Source organism: Streptomyces sp. NBC_01445 (assembly GCF_035918235.1).
Lineage (GTDB): Bacteria > Actinomycetota > Actinomycetes > Streptomycetales > Streptomycetaceae > Streptomyces.
The window spans coordinates 3711992-3735216 of record NZ_CP109485.1 but is presented as its reverse complement, the minus strand read 5'-3'; the positions used below and the strand labels follow the sequence as shown (position 1 = coordinate 3735216).

Sequence of the window (23225 nt, the reverse complement as noted above, 5' to 3'; positions counted from 1 at the left end):
TGGGGTTCCGTGCCTCTCGCTCGGCTCCGTGGGTGTTGGTGGGGGAGCCGGTGGGGGGTGTGGGGAGGGGACGCTGTGGACTCTACGCGCGTTGCATCATCCTCTTCCATCGTACTTTAGTCCGAGTAATCCACTCAAGTGGCTTATGTTCTTTGGAGGAAGCCACAAGGAGGGTGCCCCCGGTGCCCATGGCTGATACTGGACGGGTTATGGAAATCGTCATCCTTGCTGTAGTCATCGCCGTGGTCGTGATCGGCGCACTCGGCGGGCTCGTGGTCGGCAGCCGCAGGAGGAAGCAGCTGCCCCCGCCGCCCCCCTCCGTGCCCGACATCACCGCCCCTCCGGCCGAGCCGCACGTCGGCGAAGAGGCCGAGACGCCGCGCGACGGACCTCGCCGCACGATCGAGGAGGTCGACCTCCCGCTCGTCGAGCCGGAGCCGTCCGCGCCCATCGCGGTGGAGGAGCCCCCGGCTCCGGCCGCGCCCGAGATCGAGGTTCCGGAGCCGACCGCGGGGCGTCTCGTGCGTCTGCGCTCCCGGCTCTCCCGCTCGCAGAACGCGCTCGGCAAGGGGCTGCTCACGCTCCTCTCGCGCGAGCACCTGGACGAGGACACCTGGGAGGAGATCGAGGACACCCTGCTCACCGCCGACGTCGGTGTGCAGCCCACGCAGGAGCTCGTCGACCGGCTGCGCGAGCGCGTCAAGGTGCTCGGCACCCGCACGCCCGACGAGCTGCGCGCGCTGCTGCGCGAGGAGCTGGTCCAGCTCCTCGTCCCGGAGTTCGACCGCTCGGTCAAGACCGACTCGAACCTCGACACCCCGGGCATCGTGATGGTCGTCGGGGTCAACGGCACCGGCAAGACCACCACCACCGGCAAGCTCGCCCGCGTCCTGGTGGCCGACGGCAGGAACGTGGTGCTCGGTGCTGCCGACACCTTCCGCGCCGCCGCCGCCGACCAGCTCCAGACCTGGGGCGAGCGGGTCGGTGCCCGCACCGTGCGCGGCCCCGAGGGCGGCGACCCCGCGTCCATCGCGTTCGACGCCGTCAAGGAGGGCATCGAGGAGGGCGCCGACGTCGTCCTCATCGACACCGCGGGCCGCCTGCACACCAAGACCGGCCTCATGGACGAGCTCGGCAAGGTCAAGCGCGTCGTCGAGAAGCACGCCCCGCTCGACGAGATCCTGCTCGTCCTCGACGCGACGACCGGGCAGAACGGCCTGGTCCAGGCCCGCGTCTTCGCCGAGGTGGTGGACATCACCGGCATCGTGCTCACCAAGCTCGACGGCACGGCCAAGGGCGGCATCGTCATCGCCGTGCAGCGCGAGCTGGGCGTGCCGGTGAAGCTGATCGGCCTGGGCGAGGGCCCCGACGACCTGGCTCCCTTCGAGCCGGAGGCGTTCGTGGACGCGCTGATCGGCGAGTAGCCGTACGACGTCTCTTCGCACATGGAAGCGCCCGCTCCTTGAGGAGCGGGCGCTTCCATGTGTGTGGGCCGCCGCTGGGGCCTGTCGTCACATTCCCGCCTGCCCGGCGGCGTCCGGCAGGTGCTCCCCCATGGTCTCGGCTTCACTCGAGCAGGGGGATCCCCATGCGGTGTTGCCGAAAAGCCCTGGCAGCTCCTTCGCCAAGCTCTCGGCTTCGCTCGGGCAGGGCAGACCCTGATCGAGGACTCTCCGGCGCCTTGCGATCGCACGCACCAGACGCCGCCGGGCTCGCCCTCAGTGCGGGCGACGGGAATCTGACGGCCGGCCCTAGGACGCCGGGGAGCGATGGGCCACGTACGCCAGGGTGCCGAGGACGAGGCGGGCCTGCGGGGGCTGGGTCGCCGAGTCGAGTCCGGGGGCGCGCAGCCACCGGACCGGGCCGAGGCCGCCGCGGTCGGAGGGCGGGGCGGTGATGTGGGTGCCGGGGCCGAGCGCGTGCAGGTCGAGGGCCGCGTCGTCCCAGCCCATCCGGTAGAGCAGCGAGCCGAGTTCGGCGGCGGAGCCCGGTGCGACGAAGAAGTGGGCGCGTCCCTCGGGCGTCGCCGTCACGGGGCCGAGCGGCAGGCCCATCCGCTCCAGGCGGGCGAGTGCGCGACGGCCGGCCGCCTCGGGTACGTCGATGATGTCGAACGCGCGGCCGACGGGCAGCATCACCGCGGCACCGGGGAACTGCTCCCAGGTCTCGGTCACTTCGTCGAGCGTGGCCCCCGCCGGGACGATCGGCGCGTGGTCGATGGGGTGGGCGCCGGGTTGGATGCAGTTCGCCTTGCCGCACGAGCAGGCGCCGCCCGAGGCGCGTGCCCCCGGCACCGCGTCCCAGCCCCAGAGCCCGGTGAACTCGGCCACCGAGGTGCAGTCCGACGCGCGGCCTGAAGTGCGGCCGCGGCGCCGGGCACCGGACCGGATGTCGAGAATCCCGCGGCTGCCGCCGATCGTGAAGCCCATGCCCCCTCCAACGGGTCCTGCGCACCGGTGGTTACGAGACGGAATCGGATCGTGACCCTCTGCTTCCGTGGGGCCGTGAACCGCCGGCTCGGGGCGGCGTTCGGTAGCTTCGGGGGTGGTGCGCCCGGTGTCGCACGCCCTGGCGTACACCGCTCCGCCCACTTTCGGCCGTCCTATGTCAAGTGAATCGTGTGCCGCGCTCCCCTAGTTCATTCGAAGGGGTGGCGAATGGTGGCGTTTCCGGGTTCGCCATGGCCGGAGGGGTGATCGTAGGATTACTTTCAGTACACAAGCCCCTGGGATGCGAGCACTCTTGGGTATGCCGGAGGCAAGTCGGTTTCCTGTTCGAGGAGTGACAACCACCGGACGGGCGGCCGCAGTTGACGGCATGCTGGTAGGGCTTGACGCACATCGCACCCCGCAGCAGCGGGGTGGCGAAGAGGTGGCTTCAGGGATGGGGGCGTTCCAGTGGGCGGCAGCGACGGAAGCGTGACGAACGCTGAGAAGCGCCCCAATGAGCTGCTGAGCTCGTGGTTCCTGCGCAGCGGCTGGTCGAAGGGCGAGCTGGCGCGCCAAGTGAACCGCCGGGCGCGGCAGTTGGGCGCCAATCACATCTCCACGGACACCTCGCGCGTGCGTCGCTGGCTCGACGGCGAGAACCCGCGCGAGCCGATCCCGCGGATCCTGTCCGAGCTGTTCTCCGAGCGCTTCGGCTGCGTCGTCGCGGTCGAGGACCTCGGCCTGCGCGCCGCGCACCAGTCGCCCTCCGTGTCCGGCGTCGACCTGCCATGGACGGGTCCGCAGACGGTGGCGCTGATCGGTGAGTTCTCCCGCAGCGACCTGATGCTGGCGCGCCGCGGATTCCTCGGCAGCGCCCTCGCGCTCTCCGCGGGCCCCGCGCTCATCGAGCCCATGCAGCGCTGGCTCGTGCCCACGCCCGGGACGCCGGCGGTGGAGCCCGACCCGGCGGCCCTGCGCCGCGGGAACCGGCTCTCGAAGCCGGAGCTGGACCTCCTGGAGTCGACGACGGTCATGTTCCGGCAGTGGGACGCGCAGTGCGGCGGCGGGCTGCGCCGCAAGGCCGTCGTCGGCCAGCTGCACGAGGTGACCGACCTGCTCCAGGAGCCCCAGCCGGCGGCCACGACGAAGCGTCTCTTCAAAGTCGCGGCCGAGCTGGCCGAGCTGGCGGGCTGGATGAGCTACGACGTGGGCCTCCAGCCCACCGCCCAGAAGTACTTCGTCCTCGCCCTGCACGCGGCCAAGGAGGCCGGCGACAAGCCGCTCGGCTCGTACGTCCTGTCCAGCATGAGCCGGCAGATGATCCACCTCGGCCGGCCCGACGACGCGCTGGAACTCGTCCATCTCGCGCAGTACGGCAGCCGCGACTGCGCCAGTCCGCGCACGCAGGCCATGCTGTATGCGATGGAGGCCCGCGCGTACGCGAATATCGGGCAGCCCGGCAAGTGCAAGCGGGCCGTCCGGATGGCCGAGGAGACCTTCCACGACGCCGACGACTGGGACGACCCGGACCCCGACTGGATCCGCTTCTTCTCCGAGGCCGAGCTGCACGGGGAGAACTCCCACTCGTACCGCGACCTCGCCTATGTGGCGGGCCGCAGCCCCACGTACGCCTCCATGTCCGAGCCCGTCATGCGGCGCGCCGTCGAGCTCTTCGAGAAGGACTCCGAGCACCAGCGGTCGTACGCGCTGAACCTCATCGGGATGGCCACGGTGCATCTGCTCCAGCGCGAGCCCGAGCAGTCCACGGTGCTCGCCGAGCAGGCCATGATCATCGCCAAGAAGGTGCGCTCCGAGCGGGTCAACACCCGTATCCGCAAGACCGTGGACACCGCGGTCCGTGAGTTCGGGGACGTCGCCGAGGTCGCGCACCTCACCGACCAGCTCGCGATCCATCTTCCGGAGACCGTCGAAGCGGTCTGAACCCTTGTCCCCGGCCGCGGCCGGCCCTCCCGGACTGCCCGACTCGGCTCCCCCATTGCCAGGTCAACCGGATGGCCGCCGCGGCCGGTCTTTGTTGGTTGCGTCACGATAACGATCGCCTCACCCCGTATCAGGCAGTTCATTGACGCGTAACACGCACGACCTCTTCGTCACTGCGGCGAAACATCGAGGGGCGTCCACGGAAACGGCGCTGCACCATTCTCTTGGCGCATAACCGGCCCGCCCCTCTTGACCGCACAGGCTTCGCCCGCACGGGGCCGTACCAACGACGAGGAGACGCCGATGCCCCCAGGCATCACGCTTGCCGCAGACACGCCCACGCTGTCTGCCGCCAATACAGGGTTCATGCTGATCTGTTCCGCCCTGGTGATGATCATGACGCCGGGACTCGCCTTCTTCTACGGAGGCATGGTCCGCGTCAAGTCCACCCTGAACATGCTGATGATGAGCTTCATCAGCCTCGGGATCGTCACGATCCTGTGGGTCCTCTACGGCTTCTCCGCCGCCTTCGGCACCGACCACGGCAGCCTGATCGGCTGGTCCTCGGACTACGTCGGGCTCAGCGGCATCGGCCTGACGCAGCTGTGGGACGGCTACACCATCCCGATCTACGTCTTCGCCGTGTTCCAGCTGATGTTCGCGATCATCACGCCCGCCCTGATAAGTGGCGCGCTCGCCGACCGCGTGAAGTTCAGCGCCTGGGCGCTGTTCATCACCCTGTGGGCGACGCTCGTGTACTTCCCCGTCGCGCACTGGGTCTGGGGCACCGGTGGCTGGGCGTTCGACCTCGGGGTCATCGACTTCGCCGGCGGCACCGCGGTCCACATCAACGCGGGTGCGGCCGCTCTCGGTGTGATCCTCGTGATCGGCAAGCGCGTCGGCTTCAAGAAGGACCCGATGCGGCCCCACTCGCTGCCGCTGGTGATGCTCGGCGCCGGTCTGCTGTGGTTCGGCTGGTTCGGGTTCAACGCGGGCTCGTGGCTCGGCAACGACGACGGTGTCGGCGCGCTGATGTTCGTCAACACGCAGGTCGCCACCGCCGCTGCCATGCTCGCCTGGCTGATCTACGAGAAGATCCGGCACGGCGCGTGCACCACCCTCGGCGCCGCCTCCGGCGCCGTCGCGGGCCTCGTCGCGATCACCCCGTCCGGCGGCTCCTGCTCGCCGCTCGGTGCGATCGCCATCGGTGTCATCGCGGGTGTCCTGTGCGCCATGGCCGTCGGTCTCAAGTACAGGTTCGGCTACGACGACTCGCTCGACGTCGTCGGCGTCCACCTCGTCGGCGGAGTCATCGGTTCGCTCCTCATCGGCTTCTTCGCCACCGGCGGCGGCCAGTCCGACGCGCAGGGCCTGTTCTACGGCGGCGGCCTGACCCAGCTGTGGAAGCAGCTCGCGGGCGTCGGCGCGGTCCTCGCGTACTCGCTCGTCGTCTCCGCGATCCTCGCCTTCCTGATCGACAAGACGATCGGCATGCGGGTCAGCGAGGACGACGAGGTCTCCGGCATCGACCAGGTCGAGCACGCCGAGACCGCGTACGACTTCAGCGGCGCGGGCGGCGGCACGGTTCTCCGCTCGGCCGCGCCGAGCCCGGGCCCCGGACCCGTCGACGAGTCGGCAGCGAAGATCAAGAAGGTGGACGCATGAAGCTCATCACGGCGGTCGTCAAGCCACACCGGCTCGACGAGATCAAGGAAGCCCTCCAGGCCTTCGGCATCCAGGGCCTGACCGTCACCGAGGCCAGCGGATACGGCCGCCAGCGCGGCCACACCGAGGTCTACCGCGGCGCCGAGTACACCGTCGACCTCGTACCGAAGATCCGCATAGAGGTCCTCGTGGAGGACGACGACGCCGAACAGCTCATCGATGTCGTGGTGAAGGCCGCCAGGACCGGCAAGATCGGGGACGGCAAGGTCTGGGCCGTCCCGGTGGAGACCGCCGTCAGGGTCCGCACCGGTGAGCGCGGGCCGGACGCGCTGTAAACGCAACAGAGGAGTCGCTGGGTGACGAGTGTGGATGCGCAGACCGGAAAAGCGGACGACAACGATTCAGCACCCAGCGGCTATGCGGCGGCCCGGCTGCGCCTCCTCCAGGACGAGGCGCAGTCCGGGCCGCCGCGCCGTTCGGCCCTCGCCGGGCTGACCGACGACTGGCTCGCCGAGCTGTTCACCGCCGGGGCGCGCGAGCTGACAGGGGTGTCACTCGTCGCCGTCGGCGGCTACGGGCGCGGGGAGCTCTCCCCGCGCAGCGACCTCGACCTGCTGCTCCTGCACGACGGCAGCGCCGGCCCCGGCGCCATCGCCTCCCTCGCGGACCGCGTCTGGTACCCCGTATGGGACCTGGGGCTCGCCCTCGACCACTCCGTCCGTACTCCGGCGGAGGCGCGTAAGACGGCGGGCGAGGACCTCAAGGTGCAGCTCGGACTCCTCGACGCCCGGCACATCGCCGGCGACCTCGGCCTGACGGCGGGCATGCGCACCGCCGTCCTCGCCGACTGGCGCAACCAGGCGCCCAAACGCCTGCCCGAACTGCGCGACCTGTGCGACGAACGGGCCGAACGCCAGGGCGAGTTGCAGTACCTGCTCGAACCCGACCTCAAGGAGGCCAGGGGCGGCCTCAGGGACGCCACCGCGCTGCGCGCCGTCGCCGCGTCATGGCTCGCCGACGCCCCAAGGGAGGGCCTCGCCGACGCGCGGCGCAGACTCCTCGACGTACGGGACGCCCTGCACCTGGCCACCGGCCGCGCCACCGACCGCCTCGCCCTCCAGGAACAGGACCAGGTCGCCGCCGGACTCGGCCTCCTCGACGCCGACACCTTGCTCCGCCAGGTCTACGAGGCCGCGCGCACCGTGTCGTACGCCAGTGACGTCACCTGGCGCGAGGTGGGGCGCGTGCTCAGGTCGCGGGCCGTGCGGCCGCGGCTGCGCGCCATGCTGGGCGGCGGGAGCAAGCCCGCCACCGAGCGGTCGCCGCTCGCCGAGGGCGTCGTCGAGCAGGAGGGCGAGGCGGTCCTCGCCCGCGCGGCCAGGCCCGAGCGGGACCCCGTGCTGCCGCTGCGCGCCGCCGCGGCCGCCGCCCAGGCCGGCCTGCCGCTGTCCCTGCACGCCGTCCGCAGGATGGCCGCCGCCGCGCGCCCGCTGCCCACGCCGTGGCCCGCCGAGGCCCGCGAGCAGCTCGTGACGCTGCTCGGCGCGGGCCGGCCGACCGTCGAGGTCTGGGAGGCGCTGGAGGCCGAGGGCCTGATCACGCGGCTGCTGCCCGACTGGGAGCGGGTGCGGTGCAGGCCCCAGCGCAACGCCGTGCACACCTGGACGGTCGACCGGCACCTCGTCGAGACCGCCGTGCGCGCCGCCGAACTCACGCGCCGCGTCGGCCGCCCCGACCTGCTGCTCGTCGCCGCGCTCCTGCACGACATCGGCAAGGGCTGGCCCGGCGACCACTCCGTGGCCGGCGAGATCATCGCGAAGGACGTGGCCGCGCGCATCGGCTTCGACCGCGCGGACGTCGCCGTCGTCGCCACCCTCGTACGCCACCATCTGCTGCTCATCGAGTCGGCGACGCGGCGCGATCTGGACGACCCGGCGACGGTGCGGGCCGTCGCGGACGCGGTCGGGTCCGTGGGGACGCTCGAACTGCTGCATGCCCTGACGGAGGCGGATGCGCTCGCCACCGGGCCCGCGGCCTGGTCCGCGTGGCGCGGGTCGCTCGTCACCGACCTGGTCAAGCGGGTCGCCGCCGTCCTCGCGGGGGAGGACCCCGACGACGGCGACGGCCCCGCCGCGGCCGAGCCGACCGCCGAACAGGAGCGGCTGGCCGTCGAGGCCTTCCGCACGGGCGGCCCGGTGCTGTCCCTGCGCGCGCAGACCGAGGCCCCCGCCGACCGGGACGCGGAGGGCACCGAGGCCGCGCCCGCCGATCCGGAGCCCCTCGGCGTCGAACTGCTGATCGCCGTCCCCGACCAGCCCGGTGTGCTGCCCGCCGTCGCCGGGGTGCTCGCCATGCACCGGCTCGCGGTCCGCACGGCGGAGCTGCGCGCCCTCGACCTGCCCGCCCAGATGCCGGGCTCGGTCCTGCTCCTCGACTGGCGGGTCGCCGCCGAGTACGGGTCCCTGCCCCAGGCCGCACGGCTGCGCGCGGATCTCGTACGGGCCCTCGACGGCTCCCTGGACATCGCCGCCCGGCTCGCCGAGCGGGACGCCGCCTATCCGCGACGGCGCGGCACCGTCGCGCCGCCGCCCCGGGTGACGGTCGCCCCCGCCGCCTCGCGGCACGCGACGGTGATCGAGGTGCGGGCACAGGACGCACCGGGCCTGCTGCACCGCATCGGCCGGGCGCTCGAGACGGCGGACGTACGGGTGCGTTCCGCGCATGTGTCGACCCTCGGGGCGAACGCGGTCGACGCGTTCTATGTCACGGGCGCCGAGGGAACGCCGCTCCCCGCGGCGGACGCGGCCGCTGTGGCGGGCGCGCTGGAAGGGGCGCTGCGGGGGTAGCGGGGCCTGCGGGGAGACCGGCTTTTTGTGGCGCCGGTCTCTCCGGGGCGCTTCGTACGGCCTCGGGAGCGCTTCGTACGAATGGGGTGGAGACCCCACTGGACACCTCCGGATACCCTGGAGGACGACCTGTCCGCCCGCCCTTCAACCCGAGGATTCGCGACCGCCGTGTTCGACACTCTTTCCGACCGCCTCGCAGCGACATTCAAGAACCTCCGCGGCAAGGGGCGCCTCAGCGAGGCGGACATCGACGCCACGGCGCGCGAGATCCGTATCGCCCTGCTCGAAGCGGACGTGGCCCTGCCCGTCGTCCGCGCCTTCATCAAGCAGGTCAAGGAGCGTGCGGCCGGCGCGGAGGTCTCCCAGGCGCTGAACCCCGCCCAGCAGGTCATCAAGATCGTCAACGAGGAGCTCATCGGCATCCTCGGCGGCGAGACCCGGCGCCTGCGGTTCGCCAAGAACCCGCCCACGGTGATCATGCTCGCGGGTCTCCAGGGTGCCGGTAAGACGACCCTCGCCGGAAAGCTCGGCCACTGGCTGAAGGGGCAGGGCCACGCGCCGCTGCTCGTCGCCTGTGACCTCCAGCGCCCCAACGCCGTGAACCAGCTGTCCGTCGTCGCCGAGCGCGCCGGCGTCGGCATCTACGCCCCCGAGCCGGGCAACGGCGTGGGCGACCCGGTTCAGGTCGCCAAGGACTCCGTCGAGTTCGCCCGGCAGAAGCAGTACGACGTCGTCATCGTCGACACCGCCGGCCGCCTGGGTATCGACCAGGAGCTGATGCAGCAGGCCGCGGACATCCGCGACGCCGTCTCGCCCGACGAGGTCCTCTTCGTCGTCGACGCCATGATCGGTCAGGACGCGGTCAACACCGCCGAGGCCTTCCGTGACGGCGTCGGCTTCGACGGCGTGGTGCTCTCCAAGCTCGACGGTGACGCCCGTGGTGGTGCCGCCCTGTCGATCGCGCACGTCACCGGCCGCCAGGTCATGTTCGCCTCGAACGGCGAGAAGCTGGACGACTTCGACGCGTTCCACCCGGACCGCATGGCGTCCCGCATCCTCGGCATGGGCGACATGCTCACGCTGATCGAGAAGGCCGAGCAGACCTTCTCGCAGCAGGAGGCCGAGAAGATGGCCTCCAAGCTGGCCTCCAAGAAGGGCCAGGACTTCACGCTCGACGACTTCCTGGCCCAGATGGAGCAGGTCAGGAAGATGGGCTCCATCTCCAAGCTGCTCGGGATGCTGCCCGGCATGGCGCAGATGAAGGACCAGATCAACAACCTCGACGAGCGCGACGTCGACCGCACGGCCGCCATCATCAAGTCGATGACCCCGGCCGAGCGCGCGGACGCCACGATCATCAACGGCTCGCGCCGTGCCCGTATCGCCCGTGGTTCGGGCGTCGAGGTCAGCGCGGTGAAGAACCTCGTCGAGCGGTTCTTCGAGGCCCGCAAGATGATGTCCCGCATGGCCCAGGGCGGCGGCATGCCGGGGATGCCCGGGATGCCGGGCATGGGCGGCGGCCCCGGCCGGCAGAAGAAGAAGCAGAAGCAGGCCAAGGGCAAGCAGCGCTCCGGCAACCCGATGAAGCGCAAGCAGCAGGAAGAGGAAGAGGCCGCGCGCCGCGAGGCCGCCGGCCAGAGCGGGAACGCGTTCGGCCTGCCCGCCGGGGAGCAGGACAAGAACTTCGAACTGCCCGACGAGTTCAAGAAGTTCATGGGCTGACCGGCCACTTCGTAGACATGCGTAAGGGGCGCCCGCCATTGCGGGCGCCCCTTACGCATGGGCGGGTCAGGCCGCCCGCGCCGCCGTCCGACTGACCTCCGTGCCGTTCGCGAGCCCCGCCGGATCGAGGCCGAGCGCCGCCGCGGCCGTCGCGCCCACGTCCGCCAGGCTGCCCGCGTCCGGCAGCAGCTCGACACCTGCCGCACCCGGGCGGTGGACGAGCACCGGCACGAACTCCCGGGTGTGGAAAGCGTGGCCGATCGTCGGGTCGTTGCCGTGGTCGCCGGTCACGATCAGCCGGTCGCCGTCCGCGTCGAGCAGGGAGACGAGCGCCGCGAGCCCCGCGTCGACCTGCTCCAGGACGTGCCCGTAACGCTCCACGTCCTGCTGGTGCCCGGCCAGATCGCTCTCCTGCACATTGGCCACGACCAGTGCGTCGCCCCCCGCACGGACGGCTTCCAGCGTGTGCGCGAGCACGTCCGCGGTCGGCACCGCCGGGCGCCGCACCGCGTCGTCGCAGGCCAGGATGTCCGCGGCCTTCCCGACGAGCGTGACGGGAATCCCGGCCCGCGCCGCCAGGTCCGGGAGTTGCCGCGTGTGGTCGAGGCCCGCGCCGAGATGCCGCACCTCAAGGCCACCGTTGCGGTAGAAGCCGCTCGCCGGGGTGTCCAGGCCGACCGTTCCGCCGTCCCCTTCGCGTACGAAATCGGGCAGCGGTCCGCTCGCGTGGCCGCCCACCGCGATCACCCGCGCGACGGGCGCCACCGCGCGCACCGTACGCGCGACGGAGAGGATCCCGTCGAAGCCCAGATCGTCGAGGCGGGCCGAGGCGTTCCAGTTGATACCCGGGTCGGCCTCCAGGTTGTCGTGCACGAGAACAACCCCGTCGACCACCAACAGGGGTCTGTCGCCGAGGAGTTCGACCCGGTGTCCCGCGGCCTCCAGGGCCGCCGTCACCTCGTCGAGGTGGTCGCCGAGCCGGGCCACCGTCACCCGGCTGAAGTCGGCGCCCATCATCGTCTGGTGACCCGCGTACGTGTCCGCGCCGGGGTAGCCGAGCCCGGCCCGGCCCGCCGCGACCGGCAGCTGGGCGCGCCGCGCGAGGTCCGGGTGCGGATGGACCAGGCCGAGCCCGAGCGCACCGAGCGCGGGCAGCCGCAGCGGGCGACCGAACGCCTCGCGGCACCGGTCGAGCACATGCCCGCAGGTGTCCGCCGCCAGGTCGCCGGGGCGCAGGGCCCCCGCGTCCGGCATGGCGCCGACACCGAATCCGTCGACGACGACGATGACGGTCTTGCTCATCACAGGGCCCTTCCTTGCGCGTCGTACAGGCCGGTCAGGCGCGGCGAACCGGACGACAGGCCCGCCACCACCGCGACCGTCGACCGGGTCACGAAGATCTGCGTACGGAACGCGAGCAGCGCCGTGTCGCCCGCCGTGGGCGCGCGGCCGGGGTCGGGCGCGTCGAGCAGCCGGTAGTAGTCGATGTTCTCCGCGGGCGCGTCCTGCACCGCAAGGCGTCGGCCCGTGCGGGGCAGCAGCGCGGACCCGATGTGCGCGCGGGGGTAGAAACCGCCGCCGAACACGGCGGGCCGGCCGTCGGCGAGGGTGTGGGCGACCTCGGTGACGTAGACGTACGCCGGCCGCTCGGGCTGGCCGGCGTCGCGGGCATGCAGGGGCGTGGTGCCGGTGAGTGAGTGGCCCGGCTCGCCGTGGGTCGCGCCGTGCTCGGCGAGGAGCGGGAGGGTGGCCATGGAGGTGGCGCTCGGGGCGCTCAGCTTGAGGCCTTCGTGCCCGCGTGAGGTGAGCAACTCCCTTGCCTTGAAGGCCAGTTCGAAGTTGTCGGTGAGGCGTGGCGTGCCCGTCGCCGGGTCGCACAGCACGCACGGGAACGCGGTGACGCCCGCGATCCGCACCCCGGGCAACTCCTCGGCGGCCGCCGCGAAGTCGTCGAGCGTGCCGAGCGGAACGCCGCCCTCCTGCCCGGGATAGACCGCACCCTCCGCTCCTTCGAGGCGTACGAGGACGTCCTGGACGAAGCCCTGCGCGCGCGCCGCGTCCGAGACCGCGCGGGCGTTGTCGATGTCGAGGACGGTCACGGTCTCCGGGCGCCAGGCCAGCATCTCGGGGAGCGAGCGGCGCGGGATCTGCACGAGGTGGCCGAGGTTTCCGGCCTGCGCGCCCGCCGCGTGCAGGGTGCGGGCCTCCTGCGCGTCGATGGCCGCGTACTTCGGGATGTGCCGGGCGATCGCCCTGATCAGCTCGGGGTTGCGGCCGAGCTGCTTCACGACGAACCAGAGGGTGAGCCCGAGCCGGTCCGCCTCGGCGGCGAGCAGCGCGGCGTTCGACTCGATCGCGTCGAGATCCATGACGTACGTGTCGGGCGGGATCGCGCCCCGCCGGTGGAGGTCGGCCGCGGCGTCGACGAGCTCGGGGTTGCGGGTGAGCAGGCTGTCGAGGAACACGGTCAGTCGTCCTTTGCGTGGTTCTGCACTGCGTTGTGGTTCTGTACTGCGTCGAGTCCGTGGCTCTGTGCCGCGTCGAGTTCGTGGCTGTGCACCGCGTCCAGGGAGCGGCGCAGGATGTCGATCACGAGGTCGGCGCCCGCCCGCATCGGATTGATCCGCACCGTCCAGTCCGCGAGTCCGGGGGAGTCGTCGAGGGACGAGCTGGACATGCGGTAGAAGAGCGGCGCGATCTCATAACGGGAGTTGGAGCCGACGGGATAGGGCGCGGCGCCGAACCGGGCGGCGACAGCGGGGAGTTGGCGCGCCACGGGCCGGTCCAGGCGTACCAGCAGGCACCGGTCCTGCGCGTTCGCGAGCCGCACCTCGGCGACCCCGGGCACCTCACCGGCGGCGAGCCGCTCCGCGACCTGGGCGCCCACCCGCGACTGCACCGCCCACATCACCGGCACGTGCGTCAGGGCGCGCAGCACGTCCAGCGCCTGATGACCCTGGACCTGACCGCCGCCCGAGTAGTTGTCCGCGCGGACCCGCTCGACAAGGTCACGCGCCCCGACGACGATGCCCACGCCCTCGGGCCCGTGCAGTTTGAACAGCGAGAAACAGGAGGCGTCCGCGCCGAGTTCGACGCCCGACGCGGGCACACGCAGCACGGCGTAGTTGTCGTCGACGATGGTGCGCACTCCGGCCGCCCGGCAGGCGGCGAGCACCTCGCCCGGGTCGTACGAGTCGCCGAGCCGCTGCCGGGTGTGCTGGACGTACGCCCACCGGAAGCGCCCCGACGCGAGGGCCTCGCGCAGCGCGCCCAGGTCGTTGAAGTCGACCTCTTCGGTGCGTACGCCGATGCCGCGCAGCGTGACCTCGGTGGTCCGGTACACCGGCGCCCGGTGGATCAGCAGCGGGTCACCCGCGCTCACCGCGGCGTTCAGCGCGGCACGGATCGCTCCGGTGCCCGCGCCCTGGACGAACGCGGCGTCCTCGGCCCCGAAGAAGCCGGCGAGCACCGCCTCGGCCTTGGCGGTCGTGCGGGGCCGGCCGAGCCCCGGCACGACGCCCGCGTCGGCGCTGAACAGCTCCTCGCCGGCGAAGTGCGCGGCGGTGCACTCGATCAGCCGGAACTGCCGGGCCATCGCCTCGTCGACCGGGATCGTGGCGAGCGGAAAGGTCTCGGGGAGCGCGGGTGCGGCCGAGTGTGTGGGCGTCATCGTCAGATCTCCTCCACGCTCGCGCCGGTCAGGAAGCGCAGCGGATTGCGGCGCGTCATCAGGTCCATCAGGCCGTCGTCCACGCCCGCGGCACGGGCGCGGGGCAGGAACGACCGGAACAGATGCCCGTAACCCTGACCGCCCTCGCGCTCCAGATAGCCGTGGCGCGAGATGTCGCAGCTGAGCAGGACACGGTCGGCGTAGCCGGCCTCCAGGAGGGCGAGCAGCAGCCGCAGCCGGATGTCGTCGCTCTGGTAGCTCTCCTTGCCGACCGTGTCGAACGCGACGTACGCGCCGCTCGCGGCCAGCTCCTTGTGCACGGCCGGATCGTCGAGGAGGTCCTGGTGGCCGACCGAGATCCGGTGCGGGGCGAGGCCCTCGCCGGTGAGCAGCTCCAGCTGGGCGAGCCCGCCGCGGCCGAGCTGCGCGTGCGTGGCGACCGACAGGCCGGTGGCGACGGCGGCCCGCGCCGCCGCCCGCAGCGCACGCGACTCCGGCTCGCTGGGCACGTCACCGTGGCTGCCGACCTCGCCGAGCACGCCCGGCCGGATGCCGCTTGCGCCGAGACCGCCGTCGATCTCGCGGACCAGCGTGTCGGCCAGATGCCCGACCTCCGCGCCGGCCAGCTCGGGCGTGTGGAACGGCTCGTAGTACCAGCCGGTGGCCGCGACGACGGCGACCTGCGCGTCCCGGGAGATCCGGGCCAGGGCGCGCGGGTCGCGCCCCATGCCGCGGCAGGTCAGCTCGATCACCAGGGCGAGGCCGAACTCCTCGCGCAGGGCGGCCAGTTCGGCCGTGACGGCCGGCCCGTGTGCCTCGGCGTCGAGGACCGCGCTGCCGTCGCCGCGCCGGTCGAGGTCGAGCACCAGATGCTCGTGGGCCAGGGCCGGGCCACGTACGGCGGCCGCGGGGAGCGGGTCGGTGACGGTGTGGATGAGGGGCGGGGTGTGCATGGTGTGGGGGGTTTCCTTCCTGGCGTACGTACCCGGCCTCAGCTCTTGATCGGGGTGAACAGGTCGAGCCAGTACAGGAGGTTGAGCAGGATGCCGCCGACGATCACCGCGGCGGGAGCGGCCGCCATCCGTACGACCGGCCGGCCCATCGCCTCGTTCAGCAGATAGAGCCCGCCGACGACGAGGATGCCGAGACCGGCGCCCATGGCGTTGGCGGCCATCAGGGAACCGAAGAGGATCGCCAGCTGGAGCGTGTCGGTGATGGCGCTGCGCAGGTGCTCCGACGAGTCGCGCACGCTCGGCAGCTTGCCGAGGAACTTGCCGATGTAGGAGAGGGCGAGCACCTCGACGGCGAAGACGGCCGCGCCGACGATGGCCGCGAGGAACGGGTTCGGCAGCAGATAGCCGATGGGGTAGACGAGCGTGAAACCCGCGATGCCGTACGCCCCCGAGGCGAGCGCGGTCGTCGCGATCAGCGGGATGAAGCCGAACACCCGGTAGAAGTCCACCTGGGCGGCCTCGCTGTAGTGCCCCTTCGCGATCAGGAAGCTGGTGGCCTCACCACCGCCGAATATGTGCATCTGTGCGAGCACGCAGACACCCGCGCCGAGCACCATGAACAGCGGCAGGAACTTGCGCAGTCTCGCCGCGCTGGAGCTGAACAGCGACGCCATCGGGTCGTCCGCGAGGACCACTTCCTCGACGCCGCCGCCCTCGGCCCGCTCGGCCTTGCGCGCCCGGACGTCCTTGGCGATGGCGAGGCCGATGAGCATCAGGACACCGACTGCCATGGCGAGCGCGCCCGCGAACATGTTCGGCCAGATCTTCATGGTCATCACGACCAGGGCCAGTTCGAGGACGCCCGCGACGCCGCCCCACTTGCGCCCGAACTGCTTGGTGATCGCCAGCACCGGGAACAGCGTGAACAGGAACAGGATCGGCGTCGACATCTGCTGCATCGCCGTCAGGAAGTCGACCGGCAGGTCGTGGGCCACGTTGTTCGCGCCGTTCAGACCGAACACGACGACGGCGCCCCAAGCGCCGCCCAGGATCGGCGCGATCCACTTCTTCGGCGCGAGCAGCCCGAGGATGTCCGTGGGCAGGAACAGCAGCCACGGGTTGAGCACCCCGGTGGACAGGGCCATCGGCGCGCCGAGCCCGAAGATGAACCCGGCGGAGAGCCCGAAGGAGACCGCGGTGGTGGCGCTGCGGGTCGACCGGCCCTGGATGAAGTCCAGCATGAACGGGCGTACACCGTCGTTGAAGACGGCCAGTGCCATGTGCGAGATGAACGCGGTCAGCGCGCAGAGCGCGATCACGGTCAACTGCTGCGCCAGAGAGAAGTCGAGGTTCGCGCCGGCGGCGAGTGTGGTGTTCACGGGGCTCACGGGATCTCCTTCGTGCCCGGGGCGGAGGTGCCTGGTGTGGTCAGGCGCGCGCGGCGATGGCGCGGGCGATCAGCGGAGCGATGACGTCGATCTGGTCCATGGAGAAGCCGAAGACCTTCTTGCCCTGGTCGAGCAGGGAGTCGACCTCGTCCTCGGTCGGTACGGAACGCCCGAAGGTGTGGCAGGCGGGCTGTCCCATGAGCCCGACGAGGACGCCGAGCGAGGCGCCGGCGCCGGTGTGACAGGTGCCGAGGTAGAAGTCGGCCTGGCCCACGCGGAGCTTCATCGCGGCGTCCATGTCGCTGGAGACGACGATGTCGACGCCGTCGAGGGCGAGCGCCTTGACGGTCCCGGCGACCTCGACCTTGCCTACGCCGCCGGTGAGGATCTTTGTCATGGAGTGGTCCTTGGGGGTTGGGAGTCGGGTGATGGATGTCCCGCCAGCACCGCAAGATGCATGGCCAGGAAGTTGACTTCGGAGTCGGGCAGGGTGGCGCCGAGCTGTTCGCGGGCGCGGGCGGCGACCTCGCGGGCGCCGGCCACGGCCCGGGGGTGGCCGGCCAGTTCCGCGGCCACCTGCTCGTCGGTGAGGAACTGCTCGATCGGCTCCCCGTCGACGAGCCGGGTCAGCGCCATCATCAGGTGGCTGGTGAGCATGCCGGCGGTCTGCTCGGTGACCTCGTTCCCGCGTTCCGCGAGGGCGGTGAGCTCGGCGGTCACGAAGTCGGCGACCTCGGGCCTGACCTGGCCGCCTTCGCGGAACAGCTGGATGCGGAGGGCGAGTTGGTCGTCCATGGGGTCTCCTTCCTGGCTCCATTGGCAATTCGACAATAATCAGGATTCTGGATATTCAGGTCGGGAGGGGGTGGCCGAATCCCTTATGCGCCACCCCCGCCGGTTCAGTACGACGGCACGCGCTCGCCCCGCAACACCTCGGCCTGCAGTGACGTCACGGTCGACAGGTCGACCGCGTTCCGTACGGCGGAGAGTGCCTTCGCGCCCTCGGTCCTGCCGATGATCGCCGCGCTGGAGTTGCGCAGGGACAGATCGCGGGTGACCTCGTCGCCCAGCGGCAACACCTCCCCGCCCATCCCTATCCGGCCCTGCACCTCGTCGAGATTCCAGACGGTCGCGTCGGCCAGGTTCTGCGCGAACAGATCCCGCAGCTGCATGTACGAGGACTCGACCCACTCGATATCGGTGCGCCTGGCGAACGCGCGCTCGGCGAGCATCCGCTGGTCCTCGGAGGTGTGGTCCACGGCGACCCGCAGGCCGGGCGCGTCGAGCGAGGCGCCCTCGCGCAGCAGCAGCCCGTGCGCTCCGACGTACGTGGCCGGGCCCAGATCGGCGACCAGCTCCACCGGATGCTCCTCGATCAGCCGGTCGGCGGCGAACCGCGAGAGAATCACGAGGTCGACCTTGCCTTCGAGCAGGGCGGTGGTCCGGGCGCCCGCGCCACGCATGAACGTGATCGCGAAGGGGGTGCCCGCCTCCTCGAAGGCCGCACGCAGGCCGGTGGCCAGGCCCTCGTAGCGGCGCGAGTAGGGGAGGGGCATCGCGGCCAGCAGGGTGCCGAGGCCGGAGAGGCGCCACAGTATGGAGCGCTCGGAGCGGACCAGGAAGGTGCCGAGGTGGCCGCGCGCGGCGGTCTCGATGGCGCCGGACTCCTCCAGGAGCCGCAGGGCGGCCTGGACCGTGCCGTTTCCGCATCCCAGTTCCTCGGCGAAGTCGCGGATCCGGGGCAGCCGTGTGTCGGGCTCGTGGTTGAGCAGCAGGACCGCGAGCTGGCGGGCCGCGAGGCCGTTGCGCGTAAGGAAGCGCTCGTCGAAACCGTTCACAGATCGGACAGTAACCAGGATTCTGGATACTGGCAAGGGTCCCGGATGTGTGCGGTCATGGGCGGGAGGCGTGACGGCAGGAGGAGAGCAGGCGTGGCCAACCCCGTACCCCCGCGCGACCGCACCGACCAGCCGTGGCGCTCCGAGGGGGCCCCGCCTCCACAGCCCGCGAAGCCGCCCAGGAAGAAGATGCCGGGCGGCTGGGGCGGCCTCATTCTCACTGCCCTGATCGTCTACGTCATCGCCAACCTCGTGCTGTCGTTCTTCAACAAGGGCGACGAGCCGACGATCTCGTACACCGAGTTCAGCAAGCAGGTCGCCGACAACAACGTCACCAAGATCTACTCCAAGGGCGACGCGATCCAGGGCCAGCTCAAGAAGGAGCAGCCCACGCCCGGCGGCAGTGACAGCTCGAGCAAGAACTACACCAAGTTCAAGACTCAGCGGCCGTCCTTCGCGGACGACGACCTCTGGGCGAATCTGGAGAAGCACGACGTCACCGTGACGGCCTCACCGGTCGTCCAGGAGCGCAGCTTCCTCGCCAACCTCCTCATCTCGCTCGCCCCGATGTTCCTGCTCGTCGCGCTGTGGATCTTCATCTCGCGGCGGATGCGGCAGGGCATGGGCGGCGGCATGGCAGGAGGCATGCTCGGGCGCAAGCAGCCGCCCAAGCCGGTCGAGCTCGAGCCCGGCACGGAGCGCACCACGTTCGCGGACGTCGCCGGCATCGACGAGGTCCAGGGTGAGCTCAGTGACGTCGTCGACTTCCTCAAGAACCCTGACGCCTACCGCGAGATGGGCGCGAAGATGCCCCGCGGCGTCCTCCTGTCGGGCCCGCCGGGAACCGGCAAGACGCTCCTGGCCCGGGCCGTCGCGGGCGAGGCCGGTGTCCCGTTCTTCTCCGCGTCCGCCTCCGAGTTCATCGAGATGATCGTCGGAGTCGGCGCCTCGCGCGTACGCGAACTCTTCGCCGAGGCCCGCAAGGTGGCGCCCTCGATCATCTTCATCGACGAGATCGACACCATCGGCCGGGCCCGCGGCGGCGGCTCCGCCATGGGTGGCCACGACGAACGCGAGCAGACTCTCAATCAGATCCTCACCGAGATGGACGGCTTCTCGGGATCCGAGGGCGTCATCGTCATCGCGGCCACCAACCGCGCGGACGTCCTCGACCCGGCCCTCACCCGCCCCGGCCGCTTCGACCGCGTCGTGACGGTCAGCCCGCCCGACCGCGGCGGCCGCGAGGCGATCCTCAAGATCCACACCCGGCAGATCCCGCTCGCCCCGGACGTGGACCTGCTGCAGGTCGCCCGCACGACCCCGGGCATGACCGGCGCCGACCTCGCCAACCTCACCAACGAGGCTGCCCTCCTCGCCGTCAAACGCCAGCAGAAAGCCGTCACGCAGACCGACCTCTCCCAGGCGCTGGAAAAGGTCCAGCTCGGCGCCGAACGGCCCCTCGTCATGCCGGCCGAGGAGCGCCGCCGCACCGCCTACCACGAGAGCGGCCACGCCCTGCTCGGCATGCTCCAGCCCGGCGCCGACCCCGTCCGCAAGATCACCATCGTGCCGCGCGGCCGCGCGCTCGGCGTCACCCTCTCCACGCCCGACGCCGACAGGTACGCCTACACGGAGGAGTACCTGCGGGGCCGCATCATCGGCGCGCTCGGCGGCATGGCGGCCGAACACGTCGTATACGGGGTGGTCACCACCGGCGCCGAGAACGACCTCGAACAGGTCACGAACATCGCGCGCGGCATGGTCGCCCGCTGGGGCATGAGCGACCGCATCGGCCGCCTCTCCGCCCTGCCGAGCGACGCCCAGCAGGCGTACGGGCTCTCCGCCGCGCCGCACACCCTCGACACCATCGACCACGAGATGCGCCGCATCGTCGACGAGTGCTACGAGGAGGCCTGCACCAAACTCCGCGACCACCGCGGCCAGTTGGACGCCCTGGCCGCGGCGCTCCTCGCGAACGAGACCCTCGACGAGGCGGAGGCCTACCGCGTCGCCGGCGTCATCCGCCTCACCAAGGACGAGGAGGCGCAGGGGACTCAGGGGATTCAGGGGACCCAGGACACGGACGGCCAGGAGACGGCGACGGACCAGTAAGGCCCGTCACGGGGTGCGCGCGATCACGTAGCGGAACACGTTCGGCATCCACACCGTCCCGTCCCGCCGCTGATGCGGATGCAGCGCCTCCGTCATCTCCTTCTCGACCTGGGACCGGTCCGTCGCGCCGATCGCCGCGTCGAACAGCCCTGTCGACAGCAACCCGCGCACGGCGCTGTCCACGTCCGCGTAGCCGAACGGACAGGCGACCCGGCCGGAGCCGTCCGGCCTGAGCCCCGCCCGGTGTATGACCTCCTCCAGGTCGTCGCGGAGCGCGGGCCGCCAACTGCCCGTACTGCGCAGCGGATCGGCGAGCTTCGTCGCGACCCGCAGGACCGACGACGTCGCGCACCGCTCCGGCGGACCCCAGCCGGCCAGCACCACGGGAGTGCCCCGCTCGGCGAACGGCGACGCCGACTCCAGGAGCGCGCCGAGCCCCTCGGAGTCACCTGCCGTGCAGCCGATCGGCTGGAACGCGGTGATCAGGTTGTACGGCGGATCGTCCGGCTGTGCCGCGTCCTCGGGGCCCCCTTCGGTCAGTCGCGTGTCGCCACGCGCGCGCGTGCCCCGCGTCTCGCCCTGGAGACGCTCTCTGGCCAGTGCGAGCCGCTCCGGCGCGGCCGCCTCGACGCCCGTGACCGCCGCGCCTCGCGACGCCGCCATCAAAAGGGCGAGCCCCGAGCCGCAGCCGAGGCCGAGAAGCCGGGTGCCGGCGCTATCGCCGACCTCCAGTCGTTCGTAGACCGCTTCGTAGAGCGGGACCAGCATCCGTTCCTGTATCTCCGCCCAGTCACGCGCGCGTGCGCACAGGTCCACGCGGGGCACGCGCCCCGCGTGGGGGAGGTGCCGCTGCACGAGCGTAGGTGTCATCGAAAGCGCCCCAATCCGCCGAGAGTTACTGCTGTGGCGTGTTCCTGCGGTTCATCCCGCCCCGTACATGTGCGCTCGCAGTTCCCCCGTATGCCAGAGAACTCCGCATCCGTCGTCACGTCTAGGGGGTGTTCCCAAGGGCCTTCGGTCGCCGCGCGCGTTCCCGCGGTGCGCGGCCGTACGGGGGAAATTGCATTGCCATGCGGGCGTCATCGCGCCGTAGCATGCGCGCCATGGCCAAGACACCCGTTCTCACGCCTCAGGCCGAGGACTTCCCGCGCTGGTACCAGGACATCGTCAACAAGGCCGAACTGGCCGACAACGGTCCAGTGCGCGGCACGATGGTCATCCGACCGTACGGCTACGGCCTGTGGGAGCGGATGCAGCAGGACATGGACGCCCGCATCAAGGAGACGGGCACCCAGAACGCGTACTTCCCGCTCCTGATCCCGCAGTCGTACCTCCACAAGGAGGCCGAGCACGTCGAGGGGTTCGCGCCCGAACTCGCCGTGGTCACGCACGGCGGCGGCAAGGAGCTGGAAGAGCCCGCCGTCGTCCGCCCCACCTCCGAGATGATCATCAACGAGTACTTCGCGAAGTGGGTGCAGAGCTACCGCGACCTGCCCCTCCTCATCAATCAGTGGGCGAACGTCGTCCGCTGGGAACTGCGGCCCCGCCTCTTCCTGCGGACCACGGAGTTCCTCTGGCAGGAGGGCCACACCGCGCACGCCACGTACGAGGAGGCCCGCGACTTCGCGGCCCGCATCCACCGGCACGTGTACGCGGACTTCATGCAGGACGTCCTCGCGATGGACGTCGTCCTCGGCCGCAAGACCGCCAAGGAGCGCTTCGCCGGCGCCATCAACACCCTCACGCTCGAAGGCATGATGGGCGACGGCAAGGCCCTCCAGCTGGGCACCAGCCACGAACTCGGCCAGAACTTCGCCAGGGCCTTCCACACCCAGTACCTGTCCAAGGAGGGCAAGCAGGAGCTGGTCTGGCAGACCTCCTGGGGCTCGACCACCCGCATGATCGGCGCCCTCGTGATGATGCACGGCGACGACAACGGTCTGCGGATCCCGCCCCGGCTCGCCCCCACCCAGGTCGTGGTGCTCGCCATCAAGGGGGACGAAGCCGTTCTGGCCAAGGTCCACGAGATCGGCGACGCCCTCGAGGCGGCGGGCATCCGCGTCCATGTCGACGACCGCACGGACACCCCGTTCGGCCGCCGAGCCGTCGACTGGGAACTCAAGGGAGTGCCCGTGCGCGTCGAGATCGGCCCGCGCGACCTCGAGAACGGCACGGCGATGCTGGCCAGGCGCATCCCCGGCGGCAAGGAGCCGGTCGCCGTCGAGGCGCTCGCCGCACTGCTGCCCACCGTCCTCGAGGAGGACCAGGCGCTGCTCCTCAAGCAGGCCCGCGAGCGCCGTGAGTCCCGTACGACCGATGTGACGACGGTCGACGAAGCCGTCGAGGCCGCCACATCGGGCGGCTGGGCCCGCATCCCGTGGGCCACCCTCGGCGAGGCGGGCGAGGCCGAACTGGCCGAGCACTCCGTCTCCGTACGGTGTCTGGTCACCGAGGACGGGGCGGTGCCGGACGCGGACGACGCGGCGGGTAACGTCGCCGTCGTGGCGCGCGCGTACTGAGCCACCGCACCTGCGAAGCGAGCGGCGCGAGAAGGCCGAAAGGCCCCTTGCGCATCAGAGGGACACAGTCGCCCCGGCGTGCGGACATCGTCTACGCGCCGGGGCGTACGTACGCCTACGCACCACCTTGGTGTGAGCTGTG

General features: G+C 71.3%; 18 protein-coding genes. 8 read left to right on the top strand and 10 right to left on the bottom strand.

Annotation, left to right across the window (positions count from 1 at the left end; genetic code table 11):
* Positions 1-209: 209 nt before the first annotated feature.
* Positions 210-1424, top strand: coding sequence for a signal recognition particle-docking protein FtsY (gene ftsY / locus OG574_RS16895; RefSeq protein WP_326773924.1), 1215 nt, complete (start codon positions 210-212; stop codon positions 1422-1424).
* Positions 1425-1751: 327 nt separating this feature from the next.
* Here the strand turns inward: ftsY and OG574_RS16890 are convergent, their stop codons facing one another.
* Entirely contained in the window at positions 1752-2429 is a 678-nt protein-coding gene (locus tag OG574_RS16890) for a bifunctional DNA primase/polymerase (RefSeq protein ID WP_326773923.1), read from the bottom strand.
* 468 nt (positions 2430-2897) lie between these two features.
* Here OG574_RS16890 and nsdA point away from each other — a divergent pair, with 468 nt between their 5' ends.
* From nsdA to ffh, 5 genes are all read left to right on the top strand, one after another.
* Positions 2898-4370 carry a transcriptional repressor NsdA gene (gene nsdA, locus OG574_RS16885; RefSeq protein ID WP_326773922.1) on the top strand — a complete coding sequence of 491 codons (1473 nt, stop codon included), beginning with the start codon at positions 2898-2900 and terminating at the stop codon, positions 4368-4370.
* 303 nt (positions 4371-4673) lie between these two features.
* A complete protein-coding gene (locus tag OG574_RS16880) occupies positions 4674-6035 on the top strand; it encodes an ammonium transporter (protein WP_326773921.1) in 1362 nt (453 codons plus the stop codon).
* Positions 6032-6370, top strand: a complete 339-nt coding sequence (locus tag OG574_RS16875) for a P-II family nitrogen regulator (protein ID WP_100595057.1) — start codon at positions 6032-6034, stop codon at positions 6368-6370. The genes OG574_RS16880 and OG574_RS16875 overlap by 4 nt, the downstream gene beginning before the upstream one ends.
* Before the next feature lie 30 nt (positions 6371-6400).
* A complete protein-coding gene (locus OG574_RS16870; RefSeq protein WP_384259407.1) occupies positions 6401-8881 on the top strand; it encodes a [protein-PII] uridylyltransferase in 2481 nt (826 codons plus the stop codon).
* Positions 8882-9049: 168 nt separating this feature from the next.
* Positions 9050-10603, top strand: coding sequence for a signal recognition particle protein (ffh, locus tag OG574_RS16865; RefSeq protein WP_100595059.1), 1554 nt, complete (start codon positions 9050-9052; stop codon positions 10601-10603).
* Between the two features lie 66 nt (positions 10604-10669).
* Here the strand turns inward: ffh and OG574_RS16860 are convergent, their stop codons facing one another.
* The 8 genes from OG574_RS16860 to yhfZ form a co-directional block, all read right to left on the bottom strand.
* Positions 10670-11905, bottom strand: a complete 1236-nt coding sequence (locus OG574_RS16860) for a phosphopentomutase (RefSeq protein WP_326773919.1) — start codon at positions 11903-11905, stop codon at positions 10670-10672.
* Positions 11905-13068, bottom strand: coding sequence for a YhfX family PLP-dependent enzyme (locus OG574_RS16855; protein ID WP_326773918.1), 1164 nt, complete (start codon positions 13066-13068; stop codon positions 11905-11907). Before OG574_RS16855 ends, OG574_RS16860 begins: the two co-directional genes overlap by 1 nt.
* Before the next feature lie 2 nt (positions 13069-13070).
* On the bottom strand, positions 13071-14273 hold the full coding sequence (locus OG574_RS16850) for an aminotransferase class V-fold PLP-dependent enzyme (RefSeq protein WP_326773917.1): 1203 nt from the start codon (positions 14271-14273) through the stop codon (positions 13071-13073).
* A 2-nt stretch (positions 14274-14275) separates the two neighbouring features.
* Positions 14276-15226, bottom strand: a complete 951-nt coding sequence (locus OG574_RS16845) for a phosphotriesterase family protein (protein ID WP_326773916.1) — start codon at positions 15224-15226, stop codon at positions 14276-14278.
* A 38-nt stretch (positions 15227-15264) separates the two neighbouring features.
* Positions 15265-16605, bottom strand: coding sequence for a YhfT family protein (locus tag OG574_RS16840; protein ID WP_326778515.1), 1341 nt, complete (start codon positions 16603-16605; stop codon positions 15265-15267).
* 49 nt (positions 16606-16654) lie between these two features.
* Positions 16655-17011 (bottom strand): DUF2620 domain-containing protein, encoded by a 357-nt coding sequence (locus OG574_RS16835; protein ID WP_326773915.1) that lies wholly within the window; start codon positions 17009-17011, stop codon positions 16655-16657.
* The gene (locus tag OG574_RS16830) at positions 17008-17409 is read right to left on the bottom strand and encodes a PRD domain-containing protein (RefSeq protein WP_326773914.1); all 402 of its coding nucleotides are present in this window, start codon (positions 17407-17409) and stop codon (positions 17008-17010) included. Before OG574_RS16830 ends, OG574_RS16835 begins: the two co-directional genes overlap by 4 nt.
* 104 nt (positions 17410-17513) lie before the next feature.
* On the bottom strand, positions 17514-18452 hold the full coding sequence (yhfZ, locus tag OG574_RS16825; RefSeq protein ID WP_326773913.1) for a GntR family transcriptional regulator YhfZ: 939 nt from the start codon (positions 18450-18452) through the stop codon (positions 17514-17516).
* A gap of 93 nt (positions 18453-18545) precedes the next feature.
* Here yhfZ and ftsH point away from each other — a divergent pair, with 93 nt between their 5' ends.
* Complete coding sequence (gene ftsH, locus OG574_RS16820; RefSeq protein WP_326773912.1) at positions 18546-20564, top strand: ATP-dependent zinc metalloprotease FtsH; 2019 nt, start codon at positions 18546-18548, stop codon at positions 20562-20564.
* Between the two features lie 6 nt (positions 20565-20570).
* Here ftsH and OG574_RS16815 read toward each other — a convergent pair whose 3' ends face one another.
* Positions 20571-21434: an SAM-dependent methyltransferase gene (locus OG574_RS16815; RefSeq protein WP_326773911.1), complete on the bottom strand. Its 864-nt coding sequence runs from the start codon at positions 21432-21434 to the stop codon at positions 20571-20573.
* 233 nt (positions 21435-21667) lie between these two features.
* On the opposite strand from OG574_RS16815, the gene proS reads away from it, so the two are divergent.
* The gene (gene proS, locus OG574_RS16810; protein ID WP_326773910.1) at positions 21668-23083 is read left to right on the top strand and encodes a proline--tRNA ligase; all 1416 of its coding nucleotides are present in this window, start codon (positions 21668-21670) and stop codon (positions 23081-23083) included.
* Positions 23084-23225 lie beyond the last annotated feature (142 nt).

Coding starts and splice junctions, on each gene's coding strand:
- ftsY (WP_326773924.1), top strand. CDS start 210: ATGGAAATCGTCATCCTTGCTGTAGTCATCGCCGTGGTCGTGATCGGC.
- OG574_RS16890 (WP_326773923.1), bottom strand. CDS start 2,429: ATGGGCTTCACGATCGGCGGCAGCCGCGGGATTCTCGACATCCGGTCC.
- OG574_RS16880 (WP_326773921.1), top strand. CDS start 4,674: ATGCCCCCAGGCATCACGCTTGCCGCAGACACGCCCACGCTGTCTGCC.
- OG574_RS16875 (WP_100595057.1), top strand. CDS start 6,032: ATGAAGCTCATCACGGCGGTCGTCAAGCCACACCGGCTCGACGAGATC.
- OG574_RS16860 (WP_326773919.1), bottom strand. CDS start 11,905: ATGAGCAAGACCGTCATCGTCGTCGTCGACGGATTCGGTGTCGGCGCC.
- OG574_RS16850 (WP_326773917.1), bottom strand. CDS start 14,273: ATGACGCCCACACACTCGGCCGCACCCGCGCTCCCCGAGACCTTTCCG.
- OG574_RS16845 (WP_326773916.1), bottom strand. CDS start 15,226: ATGCACACCCCGCCCCTCATCCACACCGTCACCGACCCGCTCCCCGCG.
- OG574_RS16835 (WP_326773915.1), bottom strand. CDS start 17,011: ATGACAAAGATCCTCACCGGCGGCGTAGGCAAGGTCGAGGTCGCCGGG.
- OG574_RS16830 (WP_326773914.1), bottom strand. CDS start 17,409: ATGGACGACCAACTCGCCCTCCGCATCCAGCTGTTCCGCGAAGGCGGC.
- OG574_RS16815 (WP_326773911.1), bottom strand. CDS start 21,434: ATGACACCTACGCTCGTGCAGCGGCACCTCCCCCACGCGGGGCGCGTG.
- proS (WP_326773910.1), top strand. CDS start 21,668: ATGGCCAAGACACCCGTTCTCACGCCTCAGGCCGAGGACTTCCCGCGC.